The 16537-nt window shown below is 62.0% G+C and carries 14 protein-coding genes; 5 read left to right on the forward strand and 9 right to left on the reverse strand.

Translation table 11 applies throughout. From position 1 onward, the window contains the following. Positions 1-6: 6 nt before the first annotated feature. Entirely contained in the window at positions 7-492 is a 486-nt protein-coding gene (locus ACFY68_RS08725) for a YajQ family cyclic di-GMP-binding protein (RefSeq protein ID WP_346615709.1), read from the reverse strand. Between the two features lie 102 nt (positions 493-594). Here ACFY68_RS08725 and ACFY68_RS08730 point away from each other — a divergent pair, with 102 nt between their 5' ends. The 3 genes from ACFY68_RS08730 to ACFY68_RS08740 are packed head-to-tail and all read left to right on the forward strand — an operon-like array spanning position 595 to position 4148. Then, entirely contained in the window at positions 595-1512 is a 918-nt protein-coding gene (locus ACFY68_RS08730; RefSeq protein ID WP_387525674.1) for a putative 2-dehydropantoate 2-reductase, read from the forward strand. A 37-nt stretch (positions 1513-1549) separates the two neighbouring features. Further along, entirely contained in the window at positions 1550-3580 is a 2031-nt protein-coding gene (locus ACFY68_RS08735) for an ATP-binding protein (RefSeq protein ID WP_387525677.1), read from the forward strand. A gap of 1 nt (position 3581) precedes the next feature. Continuing rightward, positions 3582-4148, forward strand: coding sequence for a cob(I)yrinic acid a,c-diamide adenosyltransferase (locus ACFY68_RS08740; RefSeq protein ID WP_387525680.1), 567 nt, complete (start codon positions 3582-3584; stop codon positions 4146-4148). Between the two features lie 119 nt (positions 4149-4267). Here the strand turns inward: ACFY68_RS08740 and ACFY68_RS08745 are convergent, their stop codons facing one another. The 4 genes from ACFY68_RS08745 to secA form a co-directional block, all read right to left on the reverse strand. Continuing rightward, entirely contained in the window at positions 4268-5212 is a 945-nt protein-coding gene (locus ACFY68_RS08745) for a Nudix family hydrolase (RefSeq protein ID WP_387525683.1), read from the reverse strand. Next, on the reverse strand, positions 5209-5841 hold the full coding sequence (locus ACFY68_RS08750) for a glutathione S-transferase (RefSeq protein WP_387525685.1): 633 nt from the start codon (positions 5839-5841) through the stop codon (positions 5209-5211). The genes ACFY68_RS08745 and ACFY68_RS08750 overlap by 4 nt, the downstream gene beginning before the upstream one ends. A gap of 135 nt (positions 5842-5976) precedes the next feature. Beyond that, positions 5977-7194, reverse strand: coding sequence for a bifunctional glutamate N-acetyltransferase/amino-acid acetyltransferase ArgJ (gene argJ, locus ACFY68_RS08755; RefSeq protein ID WP_346615703.1), 1218 nt, complete (start codon positions 7192-7194; stop codon positions 5977-5979). A 178-nt stretch (positions 7195-7372) separates the two neighbouring features. After that, entirely contained in the window at positions 7373-10108 is a 2736-nt protein-coding gene (secA, locus tag ACFY68_RS08760; RefSeq protein ID WP_387525687.1) for a preprotein translocase subunit SecA, read from the reverse strand. Between the two features lie 370 nt (positions 10109-10478). Between secA and ACFY68_RS08765 the strand changes: the two genes are divergently transcribed. Both ACFY68_RS08765 and ACFY68_RS08770 read left to right on the forward strand, forming a co-directional pair. After that, the gene (locus ACFY68_RS08765) at positions 10479-10940 is read left to right on the forward strand and encodes a DUF721 domain-containing protein (RefSeq protein WP_387525690.1); all 462 of its coding nucleotides are present in this window, start codon (positions 10479-10481) and stop codon (positions 10938-10940) included. A 102-nt stretch (positions 10941-11042) separates the two neighbouring features. Then, on the forward strand, positions 11043-11963 hold the full coding sequence (locus ACFY68_RS08770; RefSeq protein ID WP_387525693.1) for a hypothetical protein: 921 nt from the start codon (positions 11043-11045) through the stop codon (positions 11961-11963). A gap of 151 nt (positions 11964-12114) precedes the next feature. Here ACFY68_RS08770 and lpxC read toward each other — a convergent pair whose 3' ends face one another. The 4 genes from lpxC to ACFY68_RS08790 all read right to left on the reverse strand — a co-directional run bounded on the left by lpxC (position 12115) and on the right by ACFY68_RS08790 (position 16537). Next, the gene (lpxC, locus tag ACFY68_RS08775) at positions 12115-13026 is read right to left on the reverse strand and encodes a UDP-3-O-acyl-N-acetylglucosamine deacetylase (RefSeq protein WP_012312873.1); all 912 of its coding nucleotides are present in this window, start codon (positions 13024-13026) and stop codon (positions 12115-12117) included. A 112-nt stretch (positions 13027-13138) separates the two neighbouring features. Then, on the reverse strand, positions 13139-14335 hold the full coding sequence (ftsZ, locus tag ACFY68_RS08780) for a cell division protein FtsZ (protein WP_016488958.1): 1197 nt from the start codon (positions 14333-14335) through the stop codon (positions 13139-13141). A gap of 55 nt (positions 14336-14390) precedes the next feature. Continuing rightward, positions 14391-15653, reverse strand: a complete 1263-nt coding sequence (gene ftsA, locus ACFY68_RS08785; RefSeq protein WP_346615700.1) for a cell division protein FtsA — start codon at positions 15651-15653, stop codon at positions 14391-14393. Positions 15654-15667: 14 nt separating this feature from the next. Further along, a complete protein-coding gene (locus ACFY68_RS08790) occupies positions 15668-16537 on the reverse strand; it encodes a cell division protein FtsQ/DivIB (RefSeq protein WP_387525697.1) in 870 nt (289 codons plus the stop codon).

Genomic DNA, 16537 nt, shown 5'->3' on the forward strand with positions numbered 1-16537 from the left:
CCCGCATCAATCGCGGAAGTTGTTGAACTGCAACGGCATGTCGAATTCCTTGGCGCGCAAGGCCGCGATGGCCTCTTGCAGGTCGTCACGCTTCTTGCCGGTGACGCGTACCTGCTCACCCTGGATGGCGGCCTGAACCTTGAGCTTGGCATCCTTGATGTGGGCGACGATCTTCTTCGCCAGCTCCTTGTCGATGCCTTCGCGGAACTTGGCTTCCTGCTTCATTTCCTTGCCGGAAGGGTACGCGTCCTTGGTTTCCAGGCATTTGACGTCGATCTTGCGCTTGACCAGCGCCAGGCGCAGGATCTCGATCATCGCCTCGAGCTGGAACTCGGCCTCGGCGGTCAGCATCACGGTCTGCTCCTTGTCCTTGAACTCGAAGCTGCCCTTGCCTTTGAGGTCGTAACGGCGGTCGAGCTCCTTGATGGCGTTTTCGACGGCGTTCTGCACTTCGTGCTTGTCCAGTTCCGATACCACGTCGAACGAAGGCATGGTTGTTCTCCATAAAATAAAAGCGCGCTCAGTCTGAAGATGGAGCGCGTCGGGGTTAGAAGGTTAAAATGCGGACTCATTATAACGGGTTGCGAAACGCAGATGAGCAGCACCTGGCATATTCTCGGCGCCGGTAGCCTCGGCAGCCTCTGGGCTTGCCGCCTGGCGCGGGCGGGCAAGGCAGTGCGCCTGATCCTGCGCGATGGGCAGCGTTTGCAGGCCTATCAGCAGGTCGGTGGCCTGACGCTGGTGGAACAGGACCAGCCGACGCATTACGCGATCCCTGCCGAAACTGCCGAGTCCAGCGGGCCCGTGCACCGCCTGCTGGTGGCGTGCAAAGCCTATGACGCGGCGCCGGCAATCGACCGCCTTGCCGCGCGCTTGGCCGATGGCGCCGAAATCGTGCTGCTGCAGAACGGTCTTGGCAGCCAGGATGAGGTCGCAGACCAGGTCCCGCATGCCCGCTGCATCTTCGCCTCGAGCACAGAGGGTGCGTTCCGCGAGGACGACTGGCGGGTACGCTTTGCCGGCCACGGCTTCAACTGGCTGGGCGATCCCGCCAACCCAGGCATACCTGAATGGTTCGACGACCTGCACGAGGCCGGTATTCCGGCTGAATGGACCGTGGACATCCTCACCCGCCTGTGGCGCAAACTGGCGCTTAATTGCGCCATCAACCCGCTGACCGTGCTGCACGACTGCCACAACGGCGGCTTGCTGGCCCACCTGAGCGAGGTCGACGGTTTGAGCAATGAACTGGCCCAGTTGCTGCAACGCTGCGGCCAACCGGAGGCTGCGCAAAACCTCGACGAAGAAGTGCAACGGGTGATCCTCGCCACTTCAGCCAACTACTCTTCCATGTACCAGGACGTACGCGCTGGCCGACGTACCGAGGTGCACTACCTGCTCGGTCATGCCTGCCGCGCCGCAGCCCGCCACGGCATGGTGCTGCCGCAGCTGGAACGCCTGCACCGACGCCTGGTCGATAACCTGCGTGCGCGTGGTTTGCCCTGCGCCTGACGCGCCCTCTTAACCGGATACGGATATTGCCTAGCCCATGACCTTGCGCCAACGCCTGGAAAACCTCCCGGTCGGGCAGAAACTGCTGGCGGCCTTGCTGGTGCTGCTGGTGACCATCCTGCTGGTGGCCAACCTCACGTTCATCAGCGCCGCCTACTGGATCACCCAGGAGAGCATGGCGCCGCAGGCGTTGCAGACCATCGGCCGGCTGGTCGCCAACCCGCAACTGGCAGCCCGCGCCGGTGACAACCAGGACACCGCCACGGCGCTGCTCAAGGAACTGGACAGCTACACCCCCCTGCGCGCCGCGGCGGTCTACGGTGGCGATGGCCGCCTGCTGGCCCAGTTGCAGCATGGCGAACCGCTGGCCCTGCCCAAACGTTATCGCAACATCGACGGCTGGCGCCTGATGGAGTTTCGCAGCACCCAGCTGATCCGCATCCCCCGCGATGCCAGCCCGCCAGCCCACCTGCTGCTGGTGGCCAGCAGCGAACTGCCTACAGCCTTCTACACCGGCACGCTCAGTGCGAGCCTGGCGATCCTGGTGTTCAGCATTCTGCTTTGGCTGGTGATCGCCCGGCAGATCAAGCGCCTGATCACTCAGCCGATCAACCAGCTCGAAGAGCTCAGCCGCCAGGTCACCCGCGAAGAAAGCTATGCCATGCGCGCCAAACGCGGCAACGACGACGAAATCGGCAGCCTGGCCGACGCCTTCAACACCATGCTCTCGCGCATCGAGGCGCGCGAGCAGCAGCTCAAGCGCACCCGCGACGAATTCCAGGACGCCTACGACCAGGCCCAGGGCCTGGCCGAGGAAACCCGTCATACCAACCGCAAACTGGAGCTGGAAGTCCAGGTGCGCAGCAAGATCGAGAAAAAGCTCACCGGCTTTCAGAACTACCTCAACAGCATCATCGACTCCATGCCTTCGGCGCTGATCGCCCTCGACGAGCAGCTCTACGTAACCCAGTGGAACCACGAAGCCACGGTGCTCTCCGGCACGCCGCTGGACGAGGCGCTCAACCAGCCGATCTTCATCGCCTTCGAACCGCTCAAGCCGTTTTTGCCACAGCTCAAGGAGACCGTGGAGAAACACCGCGTAGCGAAGATCGAACGGGTTACCTGGCCCAAGGACGATGACCTGCGCCATTATGCGCTGACCTTCTACCCGCTGATGGGCGGTGGCGGCCGTGGTGTGGTCATCCGCATCGACGACATTACCCAGCGTCTGTCGCTGGAAGAAATGATGGTGCAGTCGGAAAAAATGCTCTCGGTCGGCGGCCTCGCCGCCGGCATGGCGCACGAGATCAACAACCCGCTGGGGGCGATCCTGCACAACGTGCAGAACATCCGCCGGCGCCTCTCGCCGGAACTGCCGCGCAACCAGGAACAGGCAAGCGAACTGGGCATCGACCTGCCCATGGTCAACCGCTACCTGGAAAGCCGCGAGGTGCCGCAGCTGCTGAACGGTATTCAGCAGGCTGGCGCCCGGGCGGCCAAAATCGTCACCCACATGCTCAGCTTCAGCCGCCGCAGCAATCGCCAACTGGCGCCCTGCGACTTGCCAGCGCTGATCGACCAGGCAGTGGAGATCGCCGGCAACGACTTCGACCTGGCCATCGGCTTCGACTTCAAGGGCCAGGCGATCGTCCGCCAGTTCGACCCCAACCTCGGCCCGGTGCCATGCACCGCCAACGAACTGGAGCAAGTGCTGCTGAACCTGCTTAAAAATGCCGCCCAGGCCATCCACCAGCGGCCACAAACCAACGAACCCGGGCGCATCACCCTGCGCACCCGGCTCAGCCCGCCCTGGGCGGAAATCCAGGTCGAGGACAATGGCGTGGGCATGCCCGAGGCCGTGCGCAAGCGCACCTTCGAGCCGTTCTTCACCACCAAGGAGATCGGCCAGGGTACAGGCCTTGGGCTGTCGGTTTCGTACTTCATCATCACCAACAACCACAAGGGGCAGATGGAAGTGCAGTCCACGCCCGGCCAGGGCACCTGCTTCACCCTGCGCCTGCCCCTGGGCCTGCCGGCAGCGGCGGCGCCGACCAAAACGGAGGCATGACATGGGCTATCGCCTGTCGAAAATCTACACCCGCACCGGCGATCAAGGCGAAACCGGCCTGGGCGATGGGCGCCGGGTACCCAAGGACCATCCGCGGATCGAAGCGATAGGCGAGGTGGACAGCCTCAACAGCCAGCTTGGGCTGCTGCTGGCCGGCGTGGCCGAGCACGGGCTGGATGAGGTCAGCGAGGTTCTGGCGCCCTGCCAGCACCGTTTGTTCGACCTGGGCGGCGAATTGGCGATGCCCAGTTACCAAGCGTTGAACCAGGCCGAAGTGGAGCGGCTGGAGGCCGCCATCGATGTGTGGAACGAAGAGCTGGGGCCGCTGAAAAACTTCATTCTGCCCAGCGGTTCGGCGCTGATCGCCCAAGCCCATGTGTGCCGGAGCATGGCGCGCAGTGCGGAGCGGCGGTGTCAGCAGTTGAATGCTGTGGAACCGCTGGCAGGCGTAGGGTTGGCGTACATCAACCGCCTTTCGGATCTGCTGTTTGTCGCGGCGCGGATCATCGGGCGGCGGCAGGGGGTTGCCGAGGTGTTATGGCAGGCGGCGGATAAGCCAGCAAGCTGACACCGCGAGGTGCGGCTTTGCCTCCCACAGAGTCACCAATGCCCGTGCGGCCGGCGCAGTCCCTGTGGGAGCCGGCTTGCCGGCGAAAGGGCCGCGAAGCGGCCCCTCTACCCGCCCACTCAAGCCTCAGGCCAGAACGCCCGAATCCCGGCAACACCTTGCGCGCCAGCTTCCCACGCCCGCTCACGCTCACCCGGCCCTACCCCACCGAGCAAGAACACCGGGTGGCTGAACCCTGCAATCAACCGCTGCGCCTCATCCCAGCCCAGCGGCACTGCCTCAGGGTGCGTCTGGGTCGCCTGCACCGGCGACAGGGTGACGAAATCAACGCCCATCTGCTCCGCCAGCGCCAGCTCCTCGGCCGTGTGGCAGGACGCAGCCAGCCACCGCTCCTTGGGGAATGGCCGGCCCTTGGCGGCGTATTTGCGCAACTGCGCTGCAGTCAGGTGCCAACCGGCGGACGGGAAGTCGCCCAGCCACTCCAGCGGCCCTTTGAGCATCAGCTGCGCCTTGCCGCCACACAGCCCGACTGCATCCACCGCCACGTCTCGGTACTTGGGGTCATACATGTCCGGCGCGCGCAGTTGGATCAAGCGGGTACCATTGGCCACTGCCCTCTGAATGCCCTTGAGCATCTGGGGCACTTCCAGGCCGTCGGGGGTAATCAGGTACTGGTCCGGCAGGCGCGCGGCGGCCACGATCGGCTCGTTGGCCTCGGGGAAGTCGTAATCCGCAAGCTCCCGTGGCGTGACCCAGGCCAGCGGCTGGCCCTCAGCACCATGGGGTTCACCCGTAAACGCCTGAACCTCGCGGACATCCAGCAATACCTGCTTGTCAGGGTAATCGTGGCTGACCTTGATCAGCGCCCGCGAACGGGTCACTTCGATACCAAGCTCTTCGCGAAGCTCGCGGGTCAGCGCCATTTCGACGCTTTCGCCCTCCTCCACCTTGCCGCCGGGAAACTCCCACAGGCCGCCCTGGTGCTGGCTATCGGCGCGCCGGGCAATGAGAATGCGGCCATCGTTACCGCGAATGACCGCTGCTGCTACATGAATCCGTTTCACCCTTCACGCTCCGCCAGGCCAGCTTGTTGCCAGGCCTTGAAGGCTGGCCACTGGTAAATAGTCTCGATGTAAGCGGCCGCCTGCGCGGGCACTTCTACGCGGTAGCTGCGCAAGCGCACGGCCACCGGGGCGAAGAAGGCATCGGCCAGGGTCGCTTTGCCGAACAGGAACGGCCCGCTGTCCTTGGACACCAGACGGCATTCGGACCACAGCGCGACGATCCGGTCGATGTCCACCTGCACGTCCAGCGGAACGTTATCCAGCCCCTCATCCCGCGACAGGTCGAACGGCATGGCCCCACGCAGGGCGAAGAAGCCGCTGTGCATCTGTGCGCAGGCCGAGCGGGCCTGGGCACGTGCGGCCACGTCGGCAGGCCACAGCTGGGCCTCGGGGTGGCGTTCGTTGAGGTATTCGGCGATGGCCAGGGAGTCGGCGATCACGCCGTGCTCGGTCTTGAGCAGCGGCACCTTGCCGGTGGAGGAGAATGCCAGGATGCGCCGACGGGTGTCGGGCTGGTTGAGTTTGATCAGGGTTTCTTCGTAGGGCACACCCGCCAGTTCTAGGGCCAGGGCGGCGCGTAGGGACCACGAAGAATACAGCTTGTCGCCGATGATCAGGTGATAGCTCATGGGTCGGCTCCATTGTTTGGAATTCTGGGGCTGCTGTGCAGCCCTTTCGCGACACAAGGCCGCTCCTGCAGAAAAGCGCAGACCGATGCAGGAGCGGCCTTGTGAAGCGTGGGCCGCGAAGCGGCCCCTGCTGCATCAGGTACGGTATTCGGCGTTGATCTTCACGTACTCGTGGGACAGGTCGGTGGTCCAGATGGTTTCGCTGCACTGGCCACGGCCAAGCTCGATACGGATGGTGATTTCTTCCTGGGCCATCACTGCCGAACCCTGCGCCTCGGTGTAGCTCGGGCTGCGGCCGCCTTGGCTGGCGATGCAGACGTTGTCGAGGTACACGTCGATCAGGCTGACATCCAGTTCCGGCACGCCTGCACGGCCCACAGCGGCCAGGATACGGCCCCAGTTCGGGTCGGAGGCGAACAGCGCGGTCTTGATCAGCGGCGAATGGGCAACGGCGTAACCGACGTCCAGGCACTCTTGATGGTTACCACCACCGTTGACCTGCACGGTAACGAACTTGGTGGCGCCTTCGCCGTCACGGACGATGGCCTGGGCCACTTCCATGCACACTTCGAACACAGCCTTTTTCAGCGCTTCGAACAGCGCTCCGCTGGCTTCGGTGACTTCCGGCAGGTTGGCCTTGCCGGTGGCGATCAGCATGCAGCAGTCGTTGGTCGAGGTGTCGCCATCGATGGTGATGCGGTTGAACGACTTGTTGGCACCGTCGAGCATCAGGTCCTTGAGCACCTTGGGTGCGACCTTGGCGTCGGTGGCGATGTAGCCGAGCATGGTGGCCATGTTCGGGCGGATCATGCCGGCGCCTTTGCTGATACCGGTCACGGTGACGGTCACGCCCTCGTGCTGGAACTGGCGGCTGGCCCCCTTGGGCAAGGTGTCGGTGGTCATGATGCCGGTGGCGGCTTCGGCCCAGTTGTTTTCCGACAGGTTATCCAGTGCGGCCTGCAGGGCGCCTTCGATCTTTTCGACCGGCAGCGGCTCGCCGATTACACCGGTAGAGAACGGCAATACCGCTTCGGCAGGTACGCCGGTCAGCTCTGCCAGCTTGGCGCAGGTACGCTCGGCGGCCGCGAGGCCCGGTGCGCCGGTACCGGCGTTGGCATTGCCGGTGTTGGTCAGCAGGTAGCGCACGGTGCCCTGAACGCGCTGCTTGGAGAGGATCACCGGCGCTGCACAGAAGGCGTTGAGGGTGAACACGCCAGCCACGCTGGAACCTTCGGCGCAGCGCATGACCACTACATCCTTGCGCCCTGGGCGCTTGATGCCGGCAGACGCGATGCCGAGTTCAAAACCCGGAACCGGGTGCAGGGTGGGCAAAGGACCAAGACCAACAGCCATTAGAGCGCTCCTAGAAAAACGGTGAAATGATGATGGAAGAGCGGGGCCGCTTCGCGCCCCATTCGCGGCACAAGGCCGCTCCCACAAGAACGCACGCGGTCCCTGTGGGAGCGGCCTTGTGCCGCGAATGGGGCGCACAGCGGCCCCGGTTTTGTCACGTAACTGCGAGAGGTTCAGATCACTCGATCTGCCCATGGCAATGCTTGAATTTCTTGCCCGAACCACACCAGCACGGCTCGTTGCGGCCCAGCTTCTGGTCGTTGCGCACCGGGGCAGCTGCCACGGCCACTTCAGCACCTTCTTCGCTCAGCTGCTCGCTCTCCAGGCCTGGCGCCGGGGCATGCTCGAACTGCATGCGGCTGGCCAGTTCTTCGGCTTCGCGGCGCAGGCGGGCTTCTTCTTCGATCGGGTCTTCGCGGCGCACTTGAACGTGCGACAGCACGCGGATGGTGTCGCGCTTGATCGACTCGAGCAGCTCCTGGAACAGGCTGAAGGATTCGCGCTTGTACTCCTGCTTCGGGTTCTTCTGCGCATAGCCACGCAGGTGAATACCATGGCGCAGGTGGTCCATGGTCGACAGGTGGTCTTTCCACAGGTCGTCCAGTACGCGCAGCAAAATCTGCTTCTCGAAGGTGCGCAGGGCGTCGATGCCGGCCTGGTCTTCCTTCTCGGTGTAGGCGGTGGTGATTTCTTTCAGCAGCTTCTCGCGCAGTGTCTCTTCGTAGAGGTGATCATCCTCGTCGAGCCACTGCTGGATCGGCAGCTTCATGGCAAAGTCGCTGGCCAGCGCAGCTTCCAGGCCGGCCACGTCCCACTGCTCGGGCAGCGACTGCGGCGGAATGTGCTGGCTGATGGTGGCGTCGAGCACTTCCTTGCGGAACTCTTCGATGGTGTCGCCGATGTTCTCCGCCGCCAGCAGGCTGTTGCGCATGTGGTAGATCACCTTGCGCTGCTCGTTGGCCACGTCATCGTATTCAAGCAGCTGCTTGCGAATGTCGAAGTTGCGGCCTTCGACCTTGCGCTGCGCCTTTTCGATGGCATTGGTGACCATGCGGTGCTCGATGGCCTCGCCAGACTGCATGCCCAGCGCCTTCATGAAGTTCTTCACCCGGTCGGAGGCGAAGATGCGCATCAGGCTGTCTTCCAGCGACAGGTAGAAGCGGCTGGAGCCTGGGTCGCCCTGACGGCCGGAACGGCCACGCAGCTGGTTGTCGATACGGCGCGATTCGTGGCGTTCGGAGGCGATTACGTGCAGGCCACCCGACTCGATCACCTGCTGGTGACGCTTCTGCCAGTCAGCCTTGATCTGCGCGATCTGCTCGGCGCTCGGGTTGTCCAGGGCAGCCACTTCGGCTTCCCAATTGCCGCCCAGGAGGATGTCGGTACCACGGCCGGCCATGTTGGTGGCGATGGTCAGCGCACCCGGGGCGCCGGCCTGGGCAATGATCTCGGCTTCTTTCTCGTGGTACTTGGCGTTCAGTACCTTGTGCTCGATACCCTCTTTCTGCAGCAGGGCCGACATGTGCTCGGAGGTTTCGATGGTCGCGGTACCCACCAGTACCGGGCGGCCGAGAACCATGCTTTCTTTGATGTCGGCAATGATCGCGGCGTATTTCTCATCGGCGGTCAGGTACACCAGGTCGTTGAAGTCCTTACGCGCCAGCGGCTTGTTCGGCGGGATGACCATCACGTTGAGGCCGTAGATCGACTGGAACTCGAACGCTTCGGTGTCGGCGGTACCGGTCATGCCGGACAGCTTGGTGTACAGACGGAAGTAGTTCTGGAAGGTGGTCGACGCCAGGGTCTGGCTCTCGGCCTGGATGTTCAGGTTCTCTTTCGCCTCAATGGCCTGGTGCAGGCCTTCGGACAAGCGGCGGCCCGGCATGGTACGGCCGGTGTGTTCGTCGATCAGCAGAACCTGGCCGTCCTGGACGATGTACTCGACGTTGCGGTTGAACAGCTTGTGCGCGCGCAAGCCAGCATATACGTGGGTCAGCAGGCCCAGGTTGTGCGCCGAGTAGAGGCTCTCGCCCTCGGCCAGCAGCCCGGCCTGGGTGAGCATCTCTTCGATGAACTGGTGACCGGCTTCGTTGAGTTCGACCTGGCGGCTCTTCTCGTCGATGGTGAAGTGGCCTTCCTGGGTGACCTGGCCTTCGACTTCTTCGATGTGCTGGGTCAGGCGCGGGATCAGGCGGTTGATCTCGATGTACAGCTTGGAGCTGTCCTCGGCCTGGCCGGAGATGATCAGCGGGGTACGCGCTTCGTCGATGAGGATCGAGTCGACTTCGTCGATGACCGAGAAGTTGAGTTCACGCTGGAACTTCTCTTCCTGGCTGAACGCCATATTGTCGCGCAGGTAGTCGAAACCGAATTCGTTGTTGGTGCCGTAGGTGATATCGGACGCATAGGCCGCGCGCTTTTCTTCCGGCGGCTGGAACGCCGAGACGATACCCACGGACAGGCCGAGGAATTCGTACAGCGGGCGCATCCAGTTGGCGTCACGGCGGGCCAGGTAATCGTTGACGGTGACCACGTGCACGCCTTTGCCGGACAAGGCATTGAGGTAGACGGCCAGGGTACCGACCAAGGTCTTGCCTTCACCGGTGCGCATTTCTGCGATCATACCCTCGTGCAGGGTCATGCCGCCGATCAGCTGCACGTCGAAGTGGCGCATGCCCATGACGCGCTTGCCGGCCTCACGGGCCACGGCGAAGGCTTCCGGCAGCAGTTGGTCCAGTGTCTCGCCTTTGGCCAGGCGCTCCTTGAACTCTGCGGTCTTGGCGCGCAGTTGCTCATCGGAGAGGGCGACCATTTTCTCTTCGAAGGCATTGACGATACTCACCGTCTTGAGCATGCGTTTGACTTCACGCTCATTCTTGCTTCCAAAAAGTTTCTTTAACAAAGGCGCAAACATATCGGCAGGATCTTCCACACGTAGGGATGGAGGGCGGCCCCATGAGTCGCCCGTGCAGCCCTGAGGCCGCATGCGAACGAGCATTCTACCCGGAAACGATGGTGAGGAAAGTGGTGGATTTCCACGATGCTGGCACAGCGCTCAGGCGGGGGCTTTTCTAAGATAGGGGCATTTTCCCTGAGTTCAACCCGATGCATGATGAAACGTATCGAGAATGGCTCGTATCCTTCAGCGTCTGTACTGGCCCTGTCGCCGGCAAGCCGGCTCCCACAGGAATAGCCGCAGGCCTCAGGCCCTGCTTTGCGGCGATAAGGCCGGCACAGGCGACAGAGATGTTAGACTGCCGATCTTGTAACTTCATACGTACCCCATGGCCTACAAACCCTCCCCCGCCCAGCCGCCCTCCGCGCTGTTGCGCCAGGTGCGCCCGCTGCGCCTGCTGCTGAACCAGGCCGAGCGCCTGGAGCATCTGCAACGCCTGCTGGAGAGCCAGCTGCAACCTGCTGCGCGCGAGCACTGCCATGTGGCGTCGTGGCGGGATGGCGTATTGTTGCTGGTGGTTACCGACGGTCATTGGGCCACCCGCTTGCGCTATCAGCAAAAGCGCCTCATGCGGGAGTTGCAGGCCATGGAGGCATTTGGAAACTTGCGGCGCATCCTCTACAAGGTGCAACCTCCGCTGGTCCCCGTGAAACGCGGCCGGCACAGCGCCGAACTCTCCCCCAATGCTGCTGAAAGCATTCGTGATTCCGCCGAGGGCATCACCGACCCCAAACTGCGCGCCGCCTTGGAGCGACTTGCCAAACATGCAACTATCAAAATAAAAGATTGATTATAAGCTGGGTGATTCGCAAACCAGACCTGTCATTTTTACCAGTTGCCGTTCCACCAAGGCGATGACTTACTGCACTCTCCTTCACTCGAGTGCAGCAAGATGCCTATCCCGACCAACTTCCCAACCAACTACAGCGAACACACATCTTTTTCCAACGACAACTGGAATGGCTGGGCAATCATCGAGCCCAGGCACTCAATGAAATTTATCCACGAAGCGCAGAATACTTACGTCGGGGTCAATATTTCGCCACCTCCGCTGCCACTCCCCGACCACTACAAAGGAACGCTGCTGATCCATAAGCAAATAACCGACTTTATTGCAGGCGAATGCTACACCATTTCCCTGCGCGCAAAACGTTTGTCTAACACCGTCAAACGCCCACAACTCTCGTGGTACATCGACAGCACCTTCAAATCTAGCTTGAATTTTGAACAAAAAAAGAATGAGTGGCAACATTTCGTCATTCCATTCAAAGCCACACAATCCACCCACGTTCTGACACTGGGTAGCGACCATGGGGTCGAATTCGCCCTGGATGATATTCGCATATACCCTCACGTTCTCAGGATCGACTTTGAGGATGAAACTGCAGTGACCCTACGCCCGGGTGAGGAACACCCGCTCAGGCATTTCACCCTGCGCAATGTCAGCAGTAAAAACGGTGCGATTACCGGCATTCGAAGGGTCGACATAACAAAGCCCGGCAAGGCCCAGGGCATGGCGCTGATCCTGGCCCAAAGTCAAAGTTCGGACGATCAAATAGTCCAACTCGACTTAAACGGCGAATATCATAGTATCGAATTCGCCTGGACCCAACTTGATTTCCCGGCAACCGTCAGCTTCTTCACCTCAAACGGAAAGCCAATTAAAGAATTAACCTACGGCGGCCCAGGAAAAGACAAAGATTTCGAAGTGAAATTCACCTCCCCAGAACCCACGCCAATCGCTAGAGTGCAGTTCAACATCAAGGATAACACCTATATCGATTTCATCACCCTAAAAACACTAAACTGCTGAGCAACCACTCCCGAAACCACTCATAGAGACTAGCCTTACTAGGCCTCCGAATGCTAAGTCGGGATAATTACTCCCGACATCAACCCACTAGATTCAGGCATAAAAAAGGCCACCCGAGGGTGGCCTTAATCACTAGAGAGAGTGTTCGAACTTACACGGCCGCAACAGGGCGCATATAAGAGATCGGTGCCGTACTGGCATCTTCGAAGGTGACCACTTCCCAGGCATCGGTTTCGGCAATGAGCTTACGCAGCAGCTGGTTGTTCAGCGCGTGCCCGGACTTGTAGCCCTTGAACTCGCCGATCAGGCTGTTGCCCAGCAGATACAGGTCGCCGATGGCGTCGAGGATCTTGTGCTTGACGAATTCGTCTTCGGAACGAAGGCCGTCTTCGTTGAGTACGCCGGTCTCATCGACAACAATGGCGTTCTCGACACTGCCGCCCAGCGCAAGGTTGTGCTTGCGCAGGTACTCGATGTCACGCATGAAACCGAAGGTGCGGGCGCGGCTGACTTCCTTCACGAACGAGGTGCTGGAGAAGTCGACGACTGCGCTCTGGGTCTGGCCCTTGAGGACCGGGTGATCGAAGTCGATCTCGAAGCTCACCTTGAAACCTTCGAAAGGCAGGAAAGTGGCGCGCTTGTCGCCCTCTTCCACTGTTACTTCACGCAGGATGCGGATGAACTTCTTGGCTGCGTCCTGTTCTTCCAGGCCAGCAGACTGAATCAGGAATACGAAGGGACCGGCGCTGCCATCCATGATCGGAACTTCCGAGGCGGAGAGCTCGACGTAGGCGTTATCGATGCCCAGGCCCGCCATGGCGGAGAGCAGGTGCTCGACGGTATCGACCTTGACGTCACCGTTGACCAGCGTGGTGGACATGGTGGTCTCACCGACGTTGGCCGCACGAGCCGGGATCTCGACCACAGGGTCGAGGTCGGCGCGACGGAAGACGATGCCGGTGTCGACAGGCGCAGGCTTGAGGGTCAGGTAGACCTTCTCCCCGGAGTGCAGGCCGACGCCTGTGGCACGGATGGTATTCTTCAGGGTGCGTTGTCTAATCATGGCATTGGCCGCTTCATCGCAAATTGCGAACAGGTATCAACAAAGGCTGGGGATAATAACAGACCCGGCCTTTGCTGAACACCAACCACCCTTATACCCCTGATAAATTCCATTAATCAGCCTGACGGCGCAGGAAGGCTGGGATATCCAGGTAATCCAGGTCATCCTGTGGGTTGAGTTTAGCTGCCGCAGCGGCACCTGCATGGGCCTGGTTGCGCATGACGGTCGGGCGCTCCAGGTCACGGTAGTTGACCGCAGGCTGCTCCTGGCGTACCGGGGCCGGGTTGGAGGCCTCGTATGCCTGCTGAGCGGTCTGCAGGGTGTTGTCGACCACCTTGACCGGCTTCTCGATGCGCGCGCCCAGGCCAGTGGCAACCACGGTCACATGCAGTTCGTCACGCATGTCCGGGTCGATCACGGTGCCCACCTTGACCATCGCGTGGTCGGAGGCGAAGGCTTCGATGATGCTACCCACGTCGGAGTACTCACCCAGCGACAGGTCTGGACCTGCGGTGATGTTCACCAGGATGCCGCGGGCGCCCTGCAGGTTGACGTCTTCGAGCAACGGGTTGCGGATTGCCGCTTCGGTGGCTTCGCGAGCACGGTTCGGGCCGCTTGCGCAACCGGTACCCATCATCGCCATGCCCATTTCGCCCATCACGGTGCGTACGTCGGCAAAGTCGACGTTGATCATGCCCGGGCGCTTGATGATGTCGGAGATACCGCGAACGGCACCGGCCAGTACATCGTCAGCCTTGGCAAAGGCGGACAGCAGGCTGGCATCCTTGCCCAGGATGGTCAGCAGCTTCTCGTTGGGGATGGTGATCAGCGAGTCGACGCTCTCGGCCAGCATGCGGATGCCTTCATCGGCGATCTGCATACGTTTGCGACCTTCGAACGGGAACGGACGGGTCACCACGGCAACGGTGAGGATGCCCATTTCCTTCGCCACTTCGGCGATGATCGGCGCCGCACCGGTACCGGTACCGCCACCCATGCCGGTGGTGATGAACACCATGTTGGTGCCCTGCAGCACCTCGGCGATGCGCTCACGGTCTTCCAGCGCGGCCTGACGGCCGACTTCCGGGTTGGCACCGGCACCCAGACCTTTGGTCACGCCGGTACCCAGTTGCAGGATGGTGCGTGCGCCAATGCTTTTCAGCGCCTGGGCATCGGTGTTGGCGCAGATGAATTCGACGCCTTCGATGCTGCTCTTCACCATGTGGTTGACGGCGTTGCCGCCGCCACCGCCGACGCCGATCACTTTGATGACCGGGCTTTGCGGGACGTTGTCTACGAGCTCGAACATTTTCCCTCTCCTTACAGTTCTCTAGTTGTCGCGCCTACCACTACTGCTTTGAAACTTAGAAGTTGCCCTGGACCCACTTCTTGAAGCGCTCAAGCACTGGGGCCTTCGGTTCATCGCCATAGCTGTTGTTGCTGCTGTTGCTGTTACCGGTCAGGATCAGGTCCTCGGACTGCTTCAGCAGGCCGTAAGTGAGCAAGCCCACACCGGTGGAATAGATCGGGTTGCGCACCACGTCGCTCAGCCCCCGAACGCTGTGCGGTACGCCCAGGCGTACCGGCATGTGGAAGATTTCTTCGGCCAGTTCGACAGCGCCTTCCATCTTCGCGGTGCCGCCGGTGAGGACGATGCCGGCTGGCACCAGGTCCTCGTAACCGCTGCGGCGCAGCTCGGCCTGGATCAGGGTGAAGAGCTCGTCGTAACGCGGCTCTACCACCTCGGCCAGGGCCTGGCGCGACAGCTCGCGCGGTGGACGGTCGCCCACGCTCGGCACCTTGATGGTCTCGCCGGCGCCGGCCAGCTTGGCCAGGGCGCAGGCGTAGCGGATCTTGATTTCCTCGGCGTACTGGGTCGGTGTACGCAGGGCCATGGCGATGTCGTTGGTCACCTGGTCGCCCGCAATCGGGATGACCGCGGTGTGACGGATTGCGCCTTCGGTGAAGATGGCGATGTCGGTGGTGCCGCCGCCGATGTCCACCAGGCACACGCCAAGTTCTTTTTCATCGTCGGTCAGCACCGAGTAGGCCGAAGCCAGCTGCTCGAGGATGATGTCGTCGATTTCCAGGCCGCAGCGGCGTACGCACTTCTCGATGTTCTGCGCCGCGTTGACCGCGCAGGTGACCACGTGAACCTTGGCTTCCAGGCGCACGCCAGACATGCCCAGCGGCTCGCGCACGCCTTCCTGGTTATCGATCACGTAGTCCTGCGGCAAGGTGTGCAGCACGCGCTGGTCAGCCGGAATGGCCACCGCCTGGGCGGCGTCGAGTACACGCTCGAGGTCGGCGACGCTGACCTCGCGGTCGCGGATCGCGACGATACCGTGGGAGTTCAGGCTGCGGATGTGGTTGCCCGCTACACCGACGAAGGCCGAGTGGATGCGGCAGCCTGCCATCAGCTGCGCTTCTTCCACTGCGCGCTGGATCGACTGCACGGTCGACTCGATGTTCACCACCACGCCCTTCTTCAGGCCGCGGGACGGATGGGTGCCGATACCCACGATCTCGAGGGTGCCGTCTTCGCCCACTTCACCCACCAGCGCCACCACCTTGGAGGTGCCAATGTCCAGCCCGACGATCATTTTGCCGCTATGCGCGTTTGCCATGGTCCTGCCTCTCTCTAATTCTTCGCAACGGCGGGTTGGGCCGTCGTCGGTGCGTTCGGTTCCCGCCAACCAACGGCAAGTCCGTTGGAATAACGCAGATCAATGCGGGCGATGTTGGTGATCTGCTCTTTGAGTGTCTTGTCGTAAATGGCAATGAAACGACGCATCTTCTCCACCAGATGGTCGCGCCCCAACAGCAGCTCGATGCCTGGGCCGGCGCTGCTCGCACCGGTGGTCAGGAACCAGCTGCCCCGCTCGCGCAGCTCCAGGCGAGCGATGGAAAAGCCCAAGGGGCGCAGCATCTGGCTCAGTACCTGATACTGCTGCATGACTTGTTGCTGGGCACGCTGCGGCCCGGCCAGCTGCGGCAGGTGCTCGTAGTTGGCCAGCTCGCGCGGGGTAAAGGCCTGGCCCTGGTTGTTGAGCAAGGCCTCATCACCCCAGCGTGCCACCGGCAGCTGTTCTTCAAGGCGGATCACCACTTCGTCAGGCCACACTCGACGTACCTCGGCGTGGGCAATCCACGGCATCTGCTCAAGCTCCGCCCGCATCGCCGTGAGATCGACACTGAAGAAGCTCGCCGCCACGTAGGGCGCGATCCGCTGCTGCACCGACTGCTGGCTGATGTAGCTGAGGTCGCCCTGCACGTCGATCTTGGTGATCGGCCGGTCGGCATAGGGCATCAGGCGAACGGCGCCCTCGTAGGCGCCAAAGCCTGCGGCCAGCAGCAATACCGGCCACAGCAGGCGCTTGAGGCCACCCAGGCTCGGCCGCGGCAGGCGCGACGATACGGGCTCGTCGGCCACCAGTCGGCTGGCACCACGCGGCACCGGCTTGCTACGGCCGGTAACGGGTTGCTGCTGACGTATCATCGCGCCGTGCAT

It is taken from the genome of Pseudomonas sp. NPDC012596 (assembly GCF_042902325.1).
In the GTDB taxonomy this organism is placed as follows: Bacteria; Pseudomonadota; Gammaproteobacteria; order Pseudomonadales; family Pseudomonadaceae; genus Aquipseudomonas.